The 19,241-nt window shown below is 69.8% G+C and carries 12 protein-coding genes, 1 tRNA gene and 3 pseudogenes; 4 read left to right on the forward strand and 12 right to left on the reverse strand.

Annotated features, from left to right (window positions below; genetic code table 11):
* On the reverse strand, window positions 1-1,071 hold the full coding sequence (gene bioB / locus IE075_RS13795; protein WP_189457631.1) for a biotin synthase BioB: 1,071 nt from the start codon (window positions 1,069-1,071) through the stop codon (window positions 1-3).
* Window positions 1,072-1,126: 55 nt separating this feature from the next.
* Between bioB and IE075_RS13800 the strand changes: the two genes are divergently transcribed.
* A complete protein-coding gene (locus IE075_RS13800) occupies window positions 1,127-1,897 on the forward strand; it encodes a ComF family protein (RefSeq protein ID WP_189457633.1) in 771 nt (256 codons plus the stop codon).
* A gap of 3 nt (window positions 1,898-1,900) precedes the next feature.
* Here the strand turns inward: IE075_RS13800 and IE075_RS13805 are convergent, their stop codons facing one another.
* Both IE075_RS13805 and ubiA read right to left on the reverse strand, forming a co-directional pair.
* Window positions 1,901-2,443: a Rid family hydrolase gene (locus IE075_RS13805; RefSeq protein ID WP_229792535.1), complete on the reverse strand. Its 543-nt coding sequence runs from the start codon at window positions 2,441-2,443 to the stop codon at window positions 1,901-1,903.
* A 212-nt stretch (window positions 2,444-2,655) separates the two neighbouring features.
* On the reverse strand, window positions 2,656-3,552 hold the full coding sequence (gene ubiA / locus IE075_RS13810; protein ID WP_189457635.1) for a 4-hydroxybenzoate octaprenyltransferase: 897 nt from the start codon (window positions 3,550-3,552) through the stop codon (window positions 2,656-2,658).
* A gap of 284 nt (window positions 3,553-3,836) precedes the next feature.
* Between ubiA and IE075_RS13815 the strand changes: the two genes are divergently transcribed.
* Window positions 3,837-3,913: transfer RNA gene (locus tag IE075_RS13815), tRNA-Arg, on the forward strand.
* 287 nt (window positions 3,914-4,200) lie between these two features.
* Here IE075_RS13815 and IE075_RS13820 read toward each other — a convergent pair.
* From IE075_RS13820 to IE075_RS13835, 5 genes and pseudogenes are all read right to left on the reverse strand, one after another.
* Window positions 4,201-6,015 (reverse strand): S8 family peptidase, encoded by a 1,815-nt coding sequence (locus IE075_RS13820; protein ID WP_189457637.1) that lies wholly within the window; start codon window positions 6,013-6,015, stop codon window positions 4,201-4,203.
* Between the two features lie 59 nt (window positions 6,016-6,074).
* A pseudogene (locus tag IE075_RS16020) lies at window positions 6,075-6,866 on the reverse strand (YadA family autotransporter adhesin); the annotation flags it as partial.
* A gap of 177 nt (window positions 6,867-7,043) precedes the next feature.
* A pseudogene (locus IE075_RS13825) lies at window positions 7,044-9,602 on the reverse strand (ESPR-type extended signal peptide-containing protein); the annotation flags it as partial.
* Between the two features lie 336 nt (window positions 9,603-9,938).
* Window positions 9,939-11,918, reverse strand: a complete 1,980-nt coding sequence (locus IE075_RS13830; RefSeq protein ID WP_189457641.1) for a UvrD-helicase domain-containing protein — start codon at window positions 11,916-11,918, stop codon at window positions 9,939-9,941.
* Window positions 11,919-12,018: 100 nt separating this feature from the next.
* On the reverse strand, window positions 12,019-12,762 hold the full coding sequence (locus tag IE075_RS13835) for a sel1 repeat family protein (protein ID WP_189457643.1): 744 nt from the start codon (window positions 12,760-12,762) through the stop codon (window positions 12,019-12,021).
* Between the two features lie 179 nt (window positions 12,763-12,941).
* Between IE075_RS13835 and IE075_RS13840 the strand changes: the two genes are divergently transcribed.
* Entirely contained in the window at window positions 12,942-13,559 is a 618-nt protein-coding gene (locus IE075_RS13840) for a thymidine kinase (RefSeq protein ID WP_189457645.1), read from the forward strand.
* Between the two features lie 167 nt (window positions 13,560-13,726).
* Here IE075_RS13840 and IE075_RS16025 read toward each other — a convergent pair whose 3' ends face one another.
* From IE075_RS16025 to mutM, 4 genes and pseudogenes are all read right to left on the reverse strand, one after another.
* Window positions 13,727-14,194 carry a tetratricopeptide repeat protein gene (locus IE075_RS16025; protein WP_425489383.1) on the reverse strand — a complete coding sequence of 156 codons (468 nt, stop codon included), beginning with the start codon at window positions 14,192-14,194 and terminating at the stop codon, window positions 13,727-13,729.
* A gap of 964 nt (window positions 14,195-15,158) precedes the next feature.
* Window positions 15,159-16,202 (reverse strand): annotated as a pseudogene (locus IE075_RS16030) (serine/threonine-protein kinase); the annotation flags it as partial.
* 128 nt (window positions 16,203-16,330) lie between these two features.
* On the reverse strand, window positions 16,331-16,906 hold the full coding sequence (locus tag IE075_RS13850; RefSeq protein WP_189457650.1) for an ECF-type sigma factor: 576 nt from the start codon (window positions 16,904-16,906) through the stop codon (window positions 16,331-16,333).
* 93 nt (window positions 16,907-16,999) lie between these two features.
* Window positions 17,000-17,824 (reverse strand): bifunctional DNA-formamidopyrimidine glycosylase/DNA-(apurinic or apyrimidinic site) lyase, encoded by an 825-nt coding sequence (gene mutM, locus IE075_RS13855; protein ID WP_189457652.1) that lies wholly within the window; start codon window positions 17,822-17,824, stop codon window positions 17,000-17,002.
* A 171-nt stretch (window positions 17,825-17,995) separates the two neighbouring features.
* Here mutM and IE075_RS13860 point away from each other — a divergent pair, with 171 nt between their 5' ends.
* Window positions 17,996-19,180 (forward strand): DesA family fatty acid desaturase, encoded by a 1,185-nt coding sequence (locus IE075_RS13860; protein WP_189457654.1) that lies wholly within the window; start codon window positions 17,996-17,998, stop codon window positions 19,178-19,180.
* Window positions 19,181-19,241: the final 61 nt, after the last annotated feature.

Below are 19,241 nucleotides of genomic sequence, written 5' to 3' on the forward strand. Positions count from 1 at the left end.
TCAGGCCCCGGCCTGCGCGCGCATCGCGCACGCATCGCTGTGCTCGGGCGCGGTCTCGACGATGTCCGCGTGAACGGTGCCGCTGGTCTCGACGAACGGCATCGGCCGCAACCCGAGGCGCGCGAACAGCGCCATGTCGCGCTCGGTGTCGGGGTTGCCCGTCGTCAACAGCTTCTCGCCGTAGAAGATCGAGTTCGCGCCGGCGCAGAAGCACAGCGCCTGCAACTCGTCGCTCATCGACTCGCGCCCCGCGCTCAGTCGCACCATCGACTTCGGCATGAGGATGCGCGCGACCGCAATCGTGCGCACGAACTCGAACGGATCGAGCTCGGCAGTGCCGGCGAGCGGCGTGCCCTCGACCTGCACGAGGCGGTTGATCGGCACCGAGTCCGGATGCGCGGGCAGGTTGGCGAGCGTCTGCAGCAGGCCCGCGCGCTGCTCGCGCGCCTCGCCCATGCCCACGATGCCGCCGCAGCAGGTTTTCATGCCAACGTCGCGTACATGGGACAGCGTGTCGAGCCGGTCTTGGTACTCGCGCGTGTGGATGATCGCGTTGTAGAACTCGGGCGCGGTGTCGAGGTTGTGGTTGTAGTAGTCGAGCCCCGCGTCCTTGAGCGCACGCGCCTGCTCACTCGAGAGCATGCCGAGCGTCGCGCAGGTCTCCAGGCCGAGCGCCTTTACTTCCGAGATCATCGCCGCGACCTTCGGGATGTCGCGATCCTTCGGGCTGCGCCACGCCGCGCCCATGCAAAAGCGCGATGCGCCGGCGGCCTTGGCCTGCTTCGCCTTCTCGAGCACGACCTCGGTCGACATCAGCTTCGTCGCGTCGACACCCGTGTGGTAGCGCGCGGCCTGTGGGCAGTAGCCGCAGTCCTCGGGGCAGCCGCCGGTCTTGATCGACAGCAGCGTGCTGACCTGCACCTCGGCGGGGTCGAAGTTCGCACGGTGCACGCTTGCGGCGCGATGCAGCAGCTCGGGAAACGGCAGGTCGAACAGCGCGCGCACTTCAGCGCGCGACCAATCGTGGCGCAGCGCCGACGCGGCGGTCGGCAGTTCACTGACAACGGGCATGCGGGAATTCCGACGGACGGGGCAGGGCGGAAGCGGCAGTCTGGAAACCATGCCGATGCCTGTCAACCAAATCGCCCTTCCGCCGGTTGACGGCGCCGAGTCGACCGCGCTGCGCGCACGACTTCGCTTCTGGTTGCGGTTGGATGCGGCGCGATTGCTCTGGCCGAGCCGCTGCCTGGTCTGCGACGCGCCGGGCGGCGAGGCGCTGGATCTGTGCGACGCATGCAACGCGGCGCTGCCGCACAACCGCAGCGCCTGCGGCACCTGCGCACTGCCGCTGCCGATCGCCGCGCCCGCATGCGGAAGCTGCCTCCAGCGCAGTGCGAGCCGTGCCCCGACGGCGGCCGTGCACGCACCGTTCGTCTACGCGGCGCCGCTCGACCGATTGCTGGTGCGCTTCAAGTTCCATGAGGACCTGGCCGCCGGGCGGCTGCTGTCACAACTCATGGCGCAGGCGCTCGCAGACGCGCCGAGGCCCGACGCACTCGTGCCGGTGCCGCTGCACCGAGCACGCCTGCGCCGCCGCGGGTACGACCAGGCGCTCGAACTCGCCAGGCCGCTCGGCCGCGCCCTCGATCTGCGCGTGGACGGCGACCTCCTCGTGCGCACGCGCGCGACCGACGCGCAGTCGCGGCTCGACGCCGACGCACGCCGTCGCAACCTCCGCGATGCGTTCGCGCTTCGTCCTGGCGCGGCAGTGCCGGCGCACGTTGCGCTCGTCGACGACGTGATGACGACCGGCGCAACGCTGCGCGCGGCGGCCACCGCATTGCGGCGCGCCGGCGTGCAGCGCGTCGACGCGTGGGTGTGTGCGCGTGCGCCGTGAGCGTCAGTCGCCTGCAGGCGGTTGCGATTCGGGCTTTTGAGCCGGACGCGGCGCGGGCTTTGCAATGTCCGCGTGCGGCCTCGCGCCCGAGCCGATCACCGCGACCGCGCGCATCTCGACCGGCGCACCCGGCTGCAGCAGCGCGGTCGTGCCGACGGCGCTCCACGCGGGATAGTGGTCGGGAAAATATTCGTGGTGGATCGGCGCGAAGCGCTCGAACTCCTTCTGGAACTTCTCGCTGCTGCGCGGCGCGGCATGGAACGTCGTGAGCTCGACGACGTCGGCGAGCGTGGCGCCCGCCGTCGCGAGATGCGCCTTGAGCGCCTCGAACATGTTCCGCACCTTTTCTTCGTACGTCTTACCGCGCCCGGCCGGGATGCCCGACACCGTGACCGTGTCGCCGACCTTTACGACCGGGCTGTAGTGCCAGTCGTGGTAGCTCGGCTCCATGCCGCGCGGCGCGAAGTGCTCGCGTGTCGGCGGTGCGCTCTGCGCATGCGCGAGTGACATGCACAGCAACAGCGGGATTGCGGCAAACAGGCGCATCGTCCGGCTCCGGGTCGGGAACGTGATTGAAGCGCGTCGTCGGCGCGAAGCCACGGGCCGGAAGTCACCGCGACCCGATGACGCGCTCAGCGCGCGGTCAAGCCGCGGTGCGGTGGCTGCAACCGCATTGCACGACGGTCGACGCCCGACGGCGTGGCAGGCGCAATTCGCGCGCGCCCGCGCTCGTGTCGCTCGTGTTTGCCGGTTCGCCTTCAGCGCAGCGCGAAGTCGGCCGCCAGCCCAGCGAACACCGCCGCGCCCACCCAGTGGTTGTGCAAAAAAGCGCGGAAGCACCCACTGCGCGTGCGGTCGCGCGCGAGCATGAACTCGTACACGATGAGCGCGGCCGCGACGCCCACGCCGAGCCACCAGTACGTCCCCAGCCCCGCGCGCTGGCCTACGAGCACAAGCGCGAACACGAACAGCGCGTACAGCACGCCTTGCGCGACGAGGTCCAGATCGCCGAACAGGATCGCCGTCGACTTGCTGCCCATGCGCAGGTCGTCGTCCCGATCGACCATCGCGTACCAGGTGTCGTACGCCGTCGCCCACAGGATGTTGGCCACGTAGAGCAGCCACGCGAGCACAGGCACCTCGCCGCGCACCGCCGCGAACGCCATGGGGATGCCCCAGCCGAACGCGAGCCCGAGGTAGACCTGCGGGAAATGCGTGTAGCGCTTGAGGTAGGGGTAGCTCGCGGCGAGCACGACACCGACGAGGCTCAGCAGCGCGGTGAGCCGGTTCAACGTGAGCACGAGGCCGAACGCGACGAGCATGAGCACCGCGAACACGATGAGCGCTTCGCGCCCGCGCACCGCGCCGGTCGCCAGCGGGCGGTCCTTCGTGCGCTCGACGTGCGGGTCGAGCCAGCGGTCGGCGTAGTCGTTGATCACGCAGCCGGCCGACCGCGTGAGCCACACGCCGAGCGAGAACACCACGAGCGTCCACAGCGGCGGCACCCCCTCGGCGGCGAGCCACAGTCCCCACCAGGTTGGCCACAGCAGCAACAGCCAGCCGATCGGCCGGTCGCCGCGGACCAGTTGCCAATACAGGGCGAGCTTGCGGCGCCACGTCGGGCGCGAATCGAGCGAGGGCGATGCGGCGGTCATCGCGTCAGCGTAGCAAGCGCGGTGTGGTGGTCCACCGCCCGCACAGGACGAGGCAACGTCCGCGAGAGGCGCAAGGTGCAGGCCGTTCCGCGGCCACGGCAACGCCGTCCATCCGCGCGGACGCTGCATCCGCGCACCACTGAGCGCAGGCGCAGCGCGCGCGGCGGACGCGTGCGGCGCGCCCGCGAGTCGCGGGACGGCCCTCAATCCGCACGCGCCGCATCGCATGCCCCGGCGGTTTCCGGCTAGAATGCCCGGCCGCGCGGTCACGCCGCGCGCGCCACGCGCCTGTAGCTCAGCCGGATAGAGTAGTGGCTTCCGAAGCCATTGGTCGGGGGTTCGAATCCCTCCAGGCGCGCCATCCATCGCCTCTCGCGATTGCGCGGCCCTCCACGCGACGGCACCGCGCACGGACTTCGTCACCTGCGTGTGCAGCCGGATGCATCGACCGTTGGCGGCGCGGCGACGGGTTGCGTCTCGGTAGGACGCGCCATCGACATCCGGTCGAATAATCCACGCATCGGCGGATGCATGGTGTTCCGCCGAGTCGGCTCAAGAGCGCGGGCAGCATCGCGGCGTGACCATCGCGCACCGCCTGCGAGGCAAAAAAAAGCCCGGCCGAGGCCGGGCTTTTCAAGCCATCGGGTCTCAGTCGACCCGGGCTTCAAGCGTCACGTTGCTGAAATCACCCGTGCCGTGGACGAGCACGTAGTACGTGCACGGCACCGGGCTGCTCACGCGCACGGTTTCGTTGTTGCCCGGACGCACCGAGCGCCAGCCGGCGTCGGACGTCGTGGGCTGTGCGTCGGCCTTGACGTAGATGCCCACGTTGCCGGTGCCGCCGAACGTCATGACGTTGAGCAGGCTCGTGCCGGCCGGCACCTCGATGCTGAACATCCGGCTGCTGCCGGCCGCGCCGCTGATGCCGGTCACGCGCACCTTGTTGGTCAGCGGCGTCACCGACGTGCCCGGCGGCGCCGTGGCGGCGTCGAGTGCGAGCTTCGCATCGAGCAGGCCGGTGCCGATCGGCGTGCTGGCCGGAATCGCGATCGGGAACGGACGCACCGCCTGCTTGAGCAGGGCTTCCATCTGCGCCGGGGTCTTCGGCGTCGTGGCCACGCTCTGCACCATGGCCGCGACGCCCGCCACGTGCGGCGCCGCCATCGAGGTGCCGGTGAAGCCGCTGTAGGTGTCGGTGCCCAGATCCGGCGACGTGGTCGAGGAGTTGCGCGCCTGCCACACGTAGCCGTTCGGGTTGCCGTCGACGCCACCGCCGCCGCCCGGCGCGGTCAGGTCGATCAACGTGCCGTAGTTCGAATAGCCCGCCCGCTCACCGGTGACGCGGCCTGCCGCAACGCTGATCACGTTGTTGCAGCTGGCCGGGCTGAAGTTCGCGACTTCGGAGTTCGAATTGCCGGCCGCCACGACGACCGTGGTGCCGCGCGAGACGGCGCTGTCGATCGCCGCCTGCGTGATCGACGGGCAGGCCTGGCCGCCGCCAAGGCTCATGTTGATGACCTCCGCCGGCGTGGTGTTCGTCGGCACGCCCGGGACTGCGCCGCCCGACGCCCAGACGATCGCGTCGGCGATGTCGGAGGTGTACCCGCCGCAGCGACCGAGCACGCGCACCGGCAGCACCTTCGCGTTGAACGCGACACCGGCGACGCCGATGCCGTTGTTGCTGACTTCCGCCACCGTGCCGGCCACGTGCGTGCCGTGGAACGAGCTGTTGCGCGCCGTCGAGGTGGCGCTGCATTCGCCGGCGGCAGTCCAGTCGCCGTAATCGTACGCACCGGGCACGCGCGCATTGGTGGCGCGGCGCGACACGAACGGATCGCTGATGAAGTCGTAGCCCTCGAGCATGTTCGCGTTCATGTCCGCATGCGGGACGATGCCGGTGTCGAGCACGGCGACCACGACGCCTGCGCCGGTGGAGACGTCCCAGCCGGCCGTCGCGTTCATGCCGCCTGCCGTGTTCTGCAGGTGCCACTGGTTCGTCGCGTAGCCCGGGTCGCTCGGCGCGAGCTGCGGGGCGGCGATGCCGGTGTGCTGCCACAGGCGGTCGACTTCGACATACGCCACGGCCGGATCGCTCTTGAGCTCGCGCAGCAGGGCGTTCATTTCGGTCGGGCTGAGGCGGCTGTCGAGCTTCAGCAGTTCGGCGCCCACGCCGAGCGTGCGCATGTGGCGTGCCTTCGGCGATGCGCGGCCGCTCTGCGCGGAGGCCGGGGTCAGCGCGCGGGCGCGCGAGGCCGCTGCGTCCACGGTGCGCGCCTTGGCGCTCGGCGAGAGCTTGCCGTCGCGGTACTTCACGATCAGGCGGGCGCCGGCTTCGCTTGAGGCGGCGGTCTGGTTCGAGGCGGGCTGCGAGCGCGGGGCGGCAATTGCGGCCGGTGCGGCCAGCGCCGTGGCGATCGTCGCGGCGAGCAGCGTCAGGCGCAGGAAATGGTCGTTGCGGTTCATGTGATTCCCTTGCTTACGAAGTGGTGTGGTGTGCGAAGTGATGGAAGAAGCGCGTGCGCTTACCAGCCGAAGCCGACGCCGGCGCCGATGGCGGTGTCATCGCTGCTGGCCGAGCCACCGATCGTGACCGTGGCGCGCTCGGAGAGCGCCCGCTGGTAGCCGATCGAGACCGCCGTGGCGCCGTTCTGGAAGCCGACGCCCACGCCCACGCGGTTCTGCGTGCGGATGCCCGCGGCGCTGGTCGCCATGTTGAGCATCGCGGCCGACATCGCGCCCTGCTGGTCGATGCGGTGGTCCTGCTGATCGAGGCGGTAGCCGACATCGCTGCGGAGCGACAGGAAGTCATCGCTCATGGCCGACATGCGGGCGTCGGTGTAGGCATTCGCGCTGGACAGGGTCTGGGCGGAGCGCGTGTCGGTGTACGTGCGCGCCGAGCTCAGCGTTGCGGCATCGCCGGCCTGCATCTGGCGAACGTTCGTCGCGTCCGTGGCGCTCGTGCCGGCGGCCACGTGGGTCACGCGCCGCTGGTTGTCGCTGGAGCCGACCGACACGGTGTTCGCCTGATCGGCGACCGAGTCCTGGCCCAATGCGACGCTGCCTTGCGCGGTAACCGTGGCGCCCTGGCCGATCGCGGTGCCGCCCGACGCGGTCACCGTGGTGTCGGCACCGACCGCCACGGCGTTGTCCGCCGTGTCCGCGATCGCGCTGTTGGCACCGATCGCCGTGCTGTTGGCCGCGTTGACCGTCGCATTGCGGCCGATCGCCGTGTCGGTGGTGTCGCGCGCGTGGCTGTCACCGCCGACCGCGAGCCCGTCGCCGGTGCCGGCGGCAATCCGGCTCGCCATCGTCGTGCGCAGGTCGCTCAGCTGCACGTCGACCGCCGCAAACGCCGCGCCGACATTGCCGAAGCTGCTGCCCTGGATCGAGTACGTCGGCGCGTTCAACACGCCGCCGGTGTAGCTCGCGCCACCGCCGAGCATGCGCGCCACCATGTCCATCTGCATGGTGCTGCTGATCGTCGAAGCCGACGCCAGCGCATTGAGCTGCGCGACGTTGACCGCGTCGGTGTCGGCCGTACCGGCGGCAACATTGACGATCTGGCGCTCGTAGCCGACCCGGCCGACCGAGACGCTGTCGGCGCGGTCGGCCAGCGAATCGGTGCCGAGCGCAACGCTGTTGGTCGCCAGTGCGACCGCATCGGCACCGAACGCCGCACTCAGCGCCGCAACGGCCGCGGAGCCCTGGCCGACGGCGCTGCTGCTCGCACCGGCCGCATACGCGAAGTTGCCGAGCGCAGTGCTGTTCTCGCCCGTGGCCCAGGTGCCGCCGCCGAGCGCGGTGGAGTTCACGCCCGATGCGAGCGCGGTGTCGCCGCCGGACATGCCCCCGATCGCGACCGAGCCTGCACCCGTCGCCGCCGAGCCTTGGCCGATCGCAATACTTTCATCGCCCGTCGCAGCGGCGTTTGCGCCCAGCGCAGTGCTGTTTGCACCGCCGGCGTGGGCATTCGCGCCGCCCGCGAGGCTGTTGGCACCCGTCGCGAGTGAGGCGCTGCCAAAGGCGGCGCTGCCGGCGCCGGTGGCGGATGCATTCGAACCGACGGCCACTGCATTGAGCCCGTCGGCGACGGCATTGAAGCCGGCCGCGAACGAGTAGTCACCGAGCGCGAACGCGCCGCTGCCGAAGGCCGAAGAGCCGAGGCCGAGCGCCGTGCTCGATGCGCCGAACGCGGTGCTGTAGTCCGCATCGGCCAACGCGTCCGAACCGGCGGCCGTCGCATCGAGTCCGTTCGCGAGCGCCGTGCCCTCACCGGAGGCGGTGAAGAACTGGCTCGTGGTCGACGCCGCGGTCGCAACGGCCTTGAGCTGCGCCAGGTTGACCGCGTCGGTGTCTTCCGTGCCGGCGGCGACGTTGACCAGCTGGCGCTGGGTGGTCGCGTTGCCGATCGAGACGCTGTCGGCCCGGTCGGCGCGCGAGCCCGTGCCGAGCGCGACGCTGTTCGTCGCAAGCGCCACTGCGTTCGCGCCAAACGCCGCACTGAGGGCCCCTGCGGCCCAGGACGCTTGACCCACCGCGGTGCTGCTCGCGCCCGCGGCAAAGGCGAAGTTGCCCAGGGCCGTGCTGTTTGCGCCGGTCGCCCAGGTGCCGCCGCCGAGCGCAGTCGAATTCACGCCCGACGCAAGCGCAGTGTCACCGCCCGACATGCCGCCGATCGCGACAGAGCCGGCGCCCGAGGCCTCGCTGCCTGCACCGATTGCGATGCTCTGATCGCCGGTCGCCGCGGAGTTCGCTCCGAGCGCCGTGCTGCTCACGCCGCCGGCCGACGCCGCGCTGCCGAACGCCGCGCTGTTGTCACCGCTCGCCGATGCATTTGCACCCGTGGCAACGGCGTTCAGACCTGCCGCGACCGCGTTGAAGCCGGCCGCGAGCGAGTAGTCGCCGAGGGCGAACGAACCGCTGCCAAACGCCGAAGAGCCGAGGCCCAGCGCGGTGCTCGATGCACCGAACGCGGTGCTGTAGTCCGCATCGGCCAGCGCATTCGAGCCGGCGGCCGTCGCGTCCAGTCCGTTCGCGAGCGCCGTGCCCTCGCCGGTGGCAGTGAAGAACTGGCTCGTGGCCTCGGCGGTGGCCGCAACGGCATTGAGCTGCGCCATATTCACGGCGTCGGTGTCGGCCGTGCCCGCGGCCACGTTGACGATCTGCCGCTCGCTGCCGACGCGGCCGACCGATACGCTGTCGGCGCGATTCGCGAGCGAGTCCGTGCCGAGCGCGACGCTGTTGACGGCCGTCGCTACGGCGTCCGCACCGAACACGGCGCTGAGTGCACCCACGGCCGCAGCGCCTTGGCCGACCGCCGTGCTGCTGACGCCCGCGGCATAGGAGAAGTTGCCGAGCGCCGTGCTGTTGTCGCCCGTGGCCCACGTGCCGCCGCCGAGAGCGGTCGAATTCATGCCCGACGCCAATGCCGTATCAGCGCCCGACATGCCGCCGATCGCGACCGAGCCGGCGCCGGTGGCCCGGCTGCCTTCGCCGATCGCGACGCTGTCGCTGCCGGTCGCCCACGAATTCGCACCGACTGCCGTGCTGTTTGCACCGTTCGCCTGCGCGTTCGCACCGGCCGCAAGGCTGTCGATGCCGGCCGCGAGTGCAGCGCTGCCGAACGCCGCACTGTCGCTGGCCGTGGCCTGAGCGTTCGCACCGGTGGCCACGGCATTGGTGCCGTTCGCCACCGCGTTGAAGCCCGTTGCGAGCGCATTGTTGCCAAACGCGAATGCGCCGCTGCCGAACGCCGAGGCGCCGATGCCGATCGCGGTGCTCGAGGCGCCGACCGCGGTGCTGTGATCGCCTTCAGCGTAGGCGTTTTCCCCGCATGCGAGTGCTTCCGTGCCGCTCGCGAGCGCGGGCCGCGTGGCGTCGCCATTGGTGGTGCACACCTCGGCAGCAAGGGCGGACGCGCTGGCAAGCGTGAGCGCGGCGGCCAACGCGAGGCACAAGGCAGACCGCCGCATGGGCGCTCCGCGGTGCGGTGTGATCGATGAGGCGTGCGTTCCGCGCGGCGCGCGGACAAGGTCCTGCTGGACTGACATGGTTAAAACTCTCTCGGCGTTTCCGTTCAGAGCCGCGCGTCGCGCAGGACTCCCCCTGGCCACCTCGCCGTTCGAGACGCAAGCCGCTGCCCTCCCGACGAAAAACGGGCGGTCAAAAGGGTCTGCGCTGGTGCCCGAATCCCCACCCGGGCTCGAAATCGAAGTGACGGCGGCCCGGATAAACCGGGGCGCGTGTCACATCGATAACATGAAGCTCGACCGTTTTGCACGACCGGTTTTCTTGAGTGCGCTTGAGGCACGCAGAACCGCGCCCGCGCGTCGTAACGCACCCGCCGCCAAGCTCTGTTTGCTGCGGTGCAGCAAGCGGGGTGCGATCTACTCGTCCAGCAACGCCCGGATCGCCGCGAGTCCCGCGGCCGCCCGTTCCTGCTTGCGCTCGGCATCGGCGACGGGATCGGCGCCGTCGCGCTGCAACTCGGACGCCGGCAGCTCGTCGAGAAACCGGCTCGGCTTGAGGCGCAGCGTGTCGCCCCACTTCTGCGCGACCTTCGAATACGACAGCCACAGCTGCTCTTTCGCGCGTGTGATACCAACGTACATCAGGCGCCGTTCCTCATCGAGGCGGCCTTCGTCGAGGCTGGCCTCGTGCGGCAGCGTGCCGTCTTCGAGGCCGACGATGAACACGTAGCGGAACTCCAGACCCTTCGAGGCGTGCAGGCTCATGAGCCGCACCTGGTTGCCGGCATCGCCCTTGTCTGCATGCGAGAGCAGCGCGAGCGAGGCGGCGAGCTCGCCCGGGCCCGCATTGCGTGCGCCGTCGAACCACTCCGCGAGCTCCTCGATGTTCTGCTTGCGGCGCTCGAACATCGCCTGGTCCTTGCACTGCTCGCGGATCGCACGCAGCAGGCCGCTGCGTTCGGCGAGCTCGCGCACGAGCTCGGCCGGCGACAACCTCGCGGCGTCAGCGCGGAGCTTGCGCACGATCTGCATGAAGCCGTCGAGCGCGTTCGCCGCACGCGGGGTGAGTTGCTTGAGCGCGCCGACCGATTCCGCAGCGCGCGACATCGGCATATGCGCGCCGTGCGCAAGTTCCGCAAGTTTGGACAGCGTCGTCGCGCCGACTTCGCGCTTCGGCGCCTGCACGGCGCGCAAGAATGCGGCGTCGTCATCGGGGTTGGCGATCAGACGCAGCCAGCTCAGCGCGTCCTTGACCTCGCCGCGCTCGAGAAACGCGGTGCCGCCGCTCAGGTGGTACGGAACGCGCAGAAGCTGCAGCGATTTCTCAAGCGCGCGCGACTGGAAATTGCCGCGGAACAGGATGCAGAAATCGCTCCACGGCGCGCGCTTGGCCGTGGCGATGAACTGGATTTCGGCCGCGACTTTTTCCGCTTCGTGCGTCGCGTCGCGACACTCCCAGATGCGGATGCGCTCGCCGTCGGCCTGGTCCGACCACAGCGTCTTCGGATGCTCGTGCGGGTTGTTCGCGATCAGCGCGTTCGCCGCGCGCAGCACGCGGTTGGAGCAGCGGTAATTCTGTTCGAGCTTGACGATGCGCAGCGTCGGGTAGTCCTTGCCGAGCTGCAGCAGGTTGTCCGGATTGGCCCCACGCCAGGCGTAGATCGACTGGTCGTCGTCGCCGACGCAGGTGAACAGCCCCTTCGGGCCCGCAATCGCCTTCAGCAGGCGGTACTGCGCGTCGTTCGTATCCTGGCACTCGTCGACGAGCAGGTAGCCGATGCGTTCGCGCCATGCGAGGCGCGTGTCTTCGCTGGCTTCGAGCAACTGCACCGGCAGCCGGATCAGGTCATCGAAATCGACCGCGTTGAACGTGGTCAGTCGACGCTGGTAGAGGTCGTAAACCGTTGCGGCCTCCACCTCGCGCGGGCTGCGCGCTTCCCTCATCGCCTCGTCGGGCGAAAGCCCCGCGTTCTTCGCACGCGAGATCAGGCCGCGGGCCGCATCGATCACATCGGGCTTGCTGCCGGCCGGCATCAGGTCCTTGATCTGCGCGTTCGAGTCGTCGCTGTCGAACACGGAAAACCCGCGACGCAAACCGGCCTTCTCGTGCTCGATCTGCAAAAAGCGCAGGCCGAGCGCGTGGAACGTGCACACGGTGAGGCCGTCGGCCGCGTCGCCCTTGATGCGCTTCGCCACGCGCTCGCGCATTTCCTTCGCGGACTTGTTCGTGAACGTGATCGCGGCGATGCGCTTGGCCGGCATGATCCGCGCGGTGATCAGGTGCGCGATTTTCTCGACGATCACGCGCGTCTTGCCGCTGCCGGCGCCGGCGAGCACGAGCAGGGGGCCGTCGGTGTGCAGGACGGCTTCGCGTTGCGGGGGGTTGAGGCCGTGCATGGCAACTGCGGGGCTGCGGCGCGCCATGGTAGCCGTCTTCGCGTCGCTCGACGCGAGGACGGCGCCACACTTGCAACAGCAGGCCGGAGGGTGTCCGCCCTCAGCGTGCCCGCTGCACCTTGCCCACCTTGACGTTGCCGACCAGCACCGCGCGCAGCGCGACGTCCTGCTGCTTCCAGTAGTCGGCAAAGTTCGTGCGCGCCCGCGCGTAGAAGTCGTTCTGTGACATGGCGGAATCGGGCTTGTTGCCCCGTTGCGGGCAGTCCAAGCGTGGCGGCGGCTGGCCGCCCCCAAAGCTCACGCTCATGATGCCGCTGTCCCCACCTGCGCGGCTGCCCGTCTTGCTCCTTGAGAAGCGTGCGATCTGGTGTTCCGTGCGACGCATCGCAACGGCGTCACCGTAGCGCTCATACACGGCCGGGCCCGCTTCAGTCACGCGCTTCTGCTCCTCAGGGCTCAGCTTGGCCCAGAGTTGCTCCCGATACGCGAGCAGTGGCTCGCTGGTGCCCCGCTCGGCCGCGAGGTCGGCCCAGATATAAGCGAGCACCGGATCGCTTGGGCCGCCTTCGCCGCTCTGGTGCATGACGCTCAACAGGTACTGCGACGGCTTGTCCCCGAAGTAAGCCGCCCGCTCGAAGTACTCCCGCGCTTCGGCATGCCGCCCGTTGCTGTAGGCCCACAACCCATGCCAGCGCGACCGCTCATTGGGGTGGCCGGCCGCGTGGCTGATCGCAGTTTGGTAGGTTTCGAGATCGAGGTGGATGCGTTCCTTCGCAGACGCAGCGGACATGCCGCTTCCGAACGTCACCGACATCAATACGCATACGGCGAGGGCGTGCTTCATGGTCTACCTTTCCTTGTAGAGTGATATTTCGCTTTACCTATAACTAATCGACGTGTCAACAGGGGGCTTTCGGCCGCATCGCGGAAGCGCGGTCCGCCTGGTGCAGACATGGCGGCTGGTGGGCTGCTGGACACACCTGGCCCATATAGCAAAGGGCGTCGGGCCTCTAGAATTTCGCTATGGCCAAGCTCTACTTCTATTTCTCGGCGATGAACGCCGGCAAGACCACGACGCTGCTGCAGTCGGCGCACAACTACCGCGAGCGCGGCATGCGGGCCTTGATCCTCACGCCGAACCTCGACGACCGGGCGGGCGTCGGCGTGGTCGCCTCGCGCATCGGCTTGCGCGCCGACGCGACCGCGTTCGCGCAAGCGCAGGATCTCGAGGCGCTCGTGCGTGCGAACGTCGACGCGCACGGCGCGCTCGGCTGCGTGCTCGTCGACGAGGCGCAGTTCCTCTCGCGCGAGCAGGTCTGGCAGCTCAGCGAGGTGGTCGACGCGTTGCATGTGCCGGTGCTGTGCTACGGGCTGCGCACGGACTTCCGCGGCGAGCTGTTCGAAGGCAGCCAGCACCTGCTCGCGTGGGCCGACGAGATCAGCGAGATCAAGACGATCTGCCACAGCGGCAAGAAGGCGACGATGACCGTGCGCGTGGACGCGCAGGGGCGTGCGGTGCAGGCCGGGCCGCAGGTCGAGATCGGTGGCAACGAGCGTTACGTGTCGGTGTCGCGCGCGGAGTTCAAGAAGGTGACGCGCGGCGAGGGCGCGATTGCGCCGCTGCAGCCGGACCTGTGGTGAGGCGATAGGCCGGCGCGGCCGCGGGGGACCGCCGTGGCGCGGGCGGTGCGCGCAGCGCTTCCGGCCCGACATGCGGGCCCCGGGATTACGTCATGCGCTTGGCTCCCCGCCAGTCGATCGACCATCGCGCTGCGGTCCGCAGCGACCCAGGGGCCGACAGCACGGACTTACGAGCCCCGCGCCTCGACACCTTCCAGCGGCGAATCGACCGCGGCCCGCGCGGTGCCGAGGCTCGCATCGATCTCAGCGAGCAAGCGCCGTGCGGCCACCGTCAACGCGTGCTTCTCGCCGTGCCGCGCACGACGCAGCGCCACCGCCTGCTGCACGAGCGGGCGCGCCAGTGCGTCGCGGCCCGTCGCGTGCAGCAACTCGCCCAGTTCGATCTGCACTTCGGCGACTTGGTCGGGATCGCCGCCGCGGCGGCTGATCGCGAGCGCCTCGCGCAATGAGGTCTCCGCCGCGCCGACTTCGCCGCGCTGGCGCTGCACGCGCGCGAGCGCACGGTGGCTGTTGCGCAGCTCGGCATGGCCGGCGCCGTGGCGTGCCACGAGGGCGCGGTGGTAGCCCTCGAGCTCGCGCGCGGCCGGGCCGTAGCGGCCCTGCACGAGCAGCACGTCGCCGAGTTCGTGACGCACCGCGAGCGTGGTCGGGTGCCGGTCGCCGCTGATGTCGGTGGCGAGCGCATACGCGGCGCGCAGCTCGCGCTCGGCGGTGCAGACCGGCGAGGCGCCGGGCGATCGACACCAACAGCGGATGCCGCTCGCCGGCTTCGCTCAGCAGCTGCTCGCGCGCGGCCTCGTAGGCGCGGATCGCCGCCGCGGTGTCGCCGGCATCGGCGCTGAGGCTGGCCAGATCGAGCCGGCTGTCGACTTCGCCAATGGCGGAGCCCGTGTCGCTCTTGCGCAGCGTGAGCGCTCGTTCGAACAGCACGCGTGCGAGCTGCCGTTCTCCGACGAGCTGCCGGCAGCGGCCGAGCTGCGAATAGAACTCCGCGGCCTGCGGCGGCAGCTGCGCCTGTTCGCGCCGTGCGGTCGCGAGCTCGGGCGCCATGAGGTCCACGCACGCCTGCGGCTCGCCGAGCCGGCGCAGCATTTCGCCGCGCAGCGCGAGCGATTCGAGCTGCAGGCTCACCGGGATGTCCTCGGTGATGTCGATGATCGCCGCCTGCCGATCGAGCAGCGCATGCGCCTGTCGGTAATCGCCGAGCCCGGCGCGCAGGCGCGCGACCACGCCGAGCAGTTCGGCGCGCGCGCGCGGCTGGCGGGCAAGCTCGCGGTCGCCGCGCTCGACGGCGGCGTCGAGCAGGCTCGGCAGGTCGATCGCGCCGTCCTCGGGCATGCCGCCGGCGTGTTCGAACAGGCCGACCATGAAGTCCTGCATCGCCTGTGCACGCGCCGCCTCGGTGACGGCTTCGCGCGCCTGCCACGCGACGATGCCGAGCGCGAGGCCGAGCACGGTGGCGGTCATCGTGCCGGCCGCGAGCGCCCAGCGGTGGCGCACTACGTACTTGCGCATCCGGTAGCCCAGGCTCTGCGGGCGCGCATGCACCGGTCGTCCGGCCTCGAAGCGCTGCAGATCGAGCGCGAGCGCTTCGACGGAGGGGTAGCGGTGCTCGGGCCGCTTGGACAGCGTCTTGAGCACGATGTTGTCGAGATCGCCCGACAGGTAGCGCGCGAGCCGCCGCATCGCGGTCGGGTCCGCGGTCTCGCCCTCACCGCGGCGAAGCACCGTCTGCGACGGGCGCAGCGGGTCGACCGCGAGAATCGCCTCTTCCCACTCGGCGTCGGTGTTGCGCTTGAGGCGGTACGGCTTGCACTCGGTCAGCAGCTCGTAGAGCACGACGCCGAGCGAATAGACGTCGGTCATCGTAGTGACCGGCTCGCCGCGGATCTGCTCGGGCGCGGCGTAGTGCAGCGTGAACGCGCGCATGCCGGTGCGCGTTTGCTCGATCACCGGCGCTTCGCCGTCGAGCAGCTTCGCGATGCCGAAATCGAGCAGGCGCACTTCGCCCGCGGGCGTCACGAGGATGTTCGACGGTTTGAGGTCGCGGTGGACGATGAGGTTCGCGTGCGCGTGGCTCACCGCGTCGCAGATCTGCTGGAACATGCGCAGGCGCGCATCGACTGGGGTGCCGTGCCGTTTGCAGTAATCCGTGATCGGCTCGCCGTCGACGTACTCGAGCGCGAGGTAGGGCACGTTTTCGGCGATGCCCGCATCGAGCAGGCGCGCGATGTGCGGGTGCGCGAGCCGCGCAAGGATTTCGCGCTCGCGAGTGAATCGCAGCCGCAGGTTCGGGTCGGCGATGCCGGGGCGCAGCAGCTTCAGCGCGACCCGGCGCTGGTACAGCCCGTCCGCGCGCCCGGCGAGCCAGACCTGGCCCATGCCGCCTTCGCCGATCATCCGTTCGAGCCGGTACGGGCCGACGACACTGTCCGCGCGCAGCCCGGCGGTGATCTGCGGGACGATCGGTTCTTCGAGGAAGTCGCTCTCCGATTCCTCGAGCGCGATCAGCGCTTCGAGTTCGGCGGCAAGCGCCGCGTCCTCGCGACCGATCTCGGCCAGGCGACGCACGCGCGCGGCCGCTTCGAGCTCGATGAGCTCATCGAGCAGCGGAGACAGGCGTTGCCAGCGTTCGGCGTCCATGGCGTGCGGTCAGCCGACCGGTGCGGTCGTATGCAGCATGCGCGCCCGGCGCGCGTCCAAGGCACGGGCGTTCTGTCGCGAATCGGCCCGGTGCGCAGTGCGTCCGACGAACGGCGCCATGGCGCGTTTCAGCCGGCCGGTTCGTCGCGCAGCGAGGCGAGCAGGAACATGCGCGCCTTCTGCCAGTCGCGTCGGATGCTGCGCTCGGAGCGCTTGAGCAGCGCCGCGATTTCGAGCTCCGACAGGCCGGCGAAGTAACGCAGCTCGACCACCTGCGCGAGGCGCTTGTCGACCTGCGCGAGGCGCGTCAGCGCGGTGTCCAGGCCGAGCGTTTCCTCGTCCAGGCGCAGCCCGCCTTCGATGTCTTCGGGCAGGTCGGTCACGCGGTGCAGGTCGCCGCCGCGCTTTTGCGCCATGCGCTGGCGTGCGTAATCGACGACGACCGAGCGCATCGCCGACGCGGCGTACGCGAAGAAGTGCGCGCGGTCATCGAACTGCGCCTCGCGGCGGCCGATGAGCTTGAGGTAGGCCTCGTGCACCAGCGCGGTCGCATCGAGCGTGTGCCCGTGTTGGCCGGCCAATTGGCGCCGGGCCATTGAATGCAGCTCTTGGTACAGCGTCGCGAGCACGCGATCGAGGGAGCCGCGATCACCGCCGCGGGCAGCGTCGAGCAGCATCGTGATGTCGGCGCTGGCGGTGGTCATAGGGGGGTCCTGCTGCAGTGTGGCGCGGACTATAGCGCGCAAATTTTTCCTTCCCTATGCATGAGCTTCACGCATGGCCGGGCTTGAACGCGTTCAGCGTTGGCAGCGCGCGCACCACACGGTCGCGCGTTGCGCGAGCGGCGCATGGCGCAGTGCAGCGCCGCAACGACGGCATGCCTCGCCCTCGCGGCCGTACACGAGCAGCTCCTGCTCGAAATAGCCCGGCGCACCGTCGGGGCTGATGAAATCGCGCAGCGTCGTGCCGCCGCGTTGAATCGCATACGCGAGGATGCGTTTGATCGCCTGGGCCAATGCGACGTAGCGCTCGCGCGAGACGCGCCCGGCCGCGCGCGTGGGTGAGATGCCGGCCGCGAACAGCGCTTCGGCCGCGTAAATATTGCCGACGCCGACGACAATCGCCTGGTCCATGAGGAACACCTTGACCGGCGCGCGTCGGCCGCGGCTGCGCACGAACAGATAATCGCCGTCGAACGCATCCGACAACGGCTCCGGCCCGAGCCCGGCGAGCAGCGGGTGGACGGTGCCCGTCGGCTGCCAGAGCAGGCAGCCGAAGCGCCGCGGGTCGTTGAACCGCAACACCTCCGGTGCGTCTCCCCGCGGCTCGAGCGCGAGGTCGACGTGGTCGTGCGTGCGCACCGGCGTGGCCGCGGGCAGCACGCGCAGGCTGCCGGACATGCCCAGGTGCAGCAGCGCGCTGCCGGCAGCGGTGTCGAGCAGCAGGTATTTCGCGCGGCGGCGGACCGCGTCGATGCGGTGGCCGGGCAATACGGCCGTGATTTCCGGCGGGATCGGCCAGCGCAGGTCCGGCCGGCGCAGCGTCGCGCCGAGCACGCGGCGTCCCGTCAGGTGCGGCGCGAGGCCCGCGCGCGTGGTTTCGACTTCGGGCAGTTCAGGCATGGGCCGATGCTAGGCGAACGCGGCCGGGCGCACGTCGAGATGCCGCCGCTGCCGCGCCAACCCTCACATAGCTGAGCGCCGCCCGGTGGCGTAACACGCTTTTGAGAGTTGCGATGGCATCATCCTTCACGCACGCGCCATCGCGCGTCGCCCTGTCTCCGGAGTCACGTAATGCCCGCTTCCCTGCTCGACTTCCTTGCCGGCGGCCTGCTTCAGGCCGGCTGGGGTGCGTTGTTGCTGTACCTGCTCGTCGTCACGCAGCTGACGATCTTCTCGGTCACGCTCTACCTGCACCGCAGCCAGGCGCATCGGTCGGTGGACTTCCACCCCGCGCTTGCGCATTTCTTCCGCTTCTGGACGTGGCTGACCACGTCGATGATCACGAAGGAGTGGGCGGCGATCCACCGCAAGCACCACGCGAAGTGCGAAACCGAGGAAGACCCGCACAGCCCGCAGATCAAGGGCATCAAGACCGTGTTCTGGCGCGGCGCCGAGCTCTACCGCGGCGCGCGTGCGCAGCGCGAGGACATCGAGAAGTACGGCAAGGGCTGCCCGGACGACTGGATCGAGCGCAAGCTCTACACCCCGTACGCCACGATGGGGCCGGTGCTGCTGCTGTTCGTGAACTTCGCGCTGTTCGGTTTTGCCGGCGTCGCAATATGGGCGATCCAGATGGCGTGGATCCCGTTCTGGGCCGCCGGCGTCATCAATGGACTCGGCCACTGGTGGGGCTATCGCAACTTCGAGACCACCGACAAGGCGACGAACATCTCGCCGTGGGGCATGTGGATCGGCGGCGAAGAGCTGCACAACAACCACCATGCATTCCCGTCGTCGGCGAAGTTCGCGCTGCGCAAGTTCGAGTTCGACATCGGCTGGTTCGCGATCAAGTCACTCGAAAAGGTCGGCCTGGCCAAGGTGCTGCGTGTCGCGCCGGCGCTCGACGTGCGTCCGAACATTGCGATGCCGGACGCCGAGACGCTCAAGGCGCTGCTCGCGATCCGCTTCCAAGCGATGACCGACTACTACCGCACCGTCACGCTGCCGGCGCTGCGCTCGCAGCACGAGAACCTGCCGCGTGCGCTGCGGGCGGCGCTCGCTGACGGCGGCCGTTGGCTCGACGACGACAAGCGCGCACGCCTGCAGGCGTGGCTCGACGAGCGCCCGCAGATGGCGACGCTCGCCGAGTACCGCGCCAAGCTCGCCCAGGTGCTCGACGAGCGCTCGAACGATGCGCAGGCCACGCTTGCGAAGCTCCACGCCTGGTGCGCCGAAGCCGAGGCATCGGGTATCCGCTCGCTCGAGGCGTTCTCGCAACGCCTCAAGGGCTACCGTCTCGCGCCGACGCATGCGTAAGCGCATGCCGGCTCGACGGGCACCGGAACCCGCGCGGCGACGCGCGGGTTTTTTCTGCGCG

It is taken from the genome of Cognatilysobacter bugurensis (assembly GCF_014652095.1).
Classification (GTDB): Bacteria; Pseudomonadota; Gammaproteobacteria; order Xanthomonadales; family Xanthomonadaceae; genus Cognatilysobacter; species Cognatilysobacter bugurensis.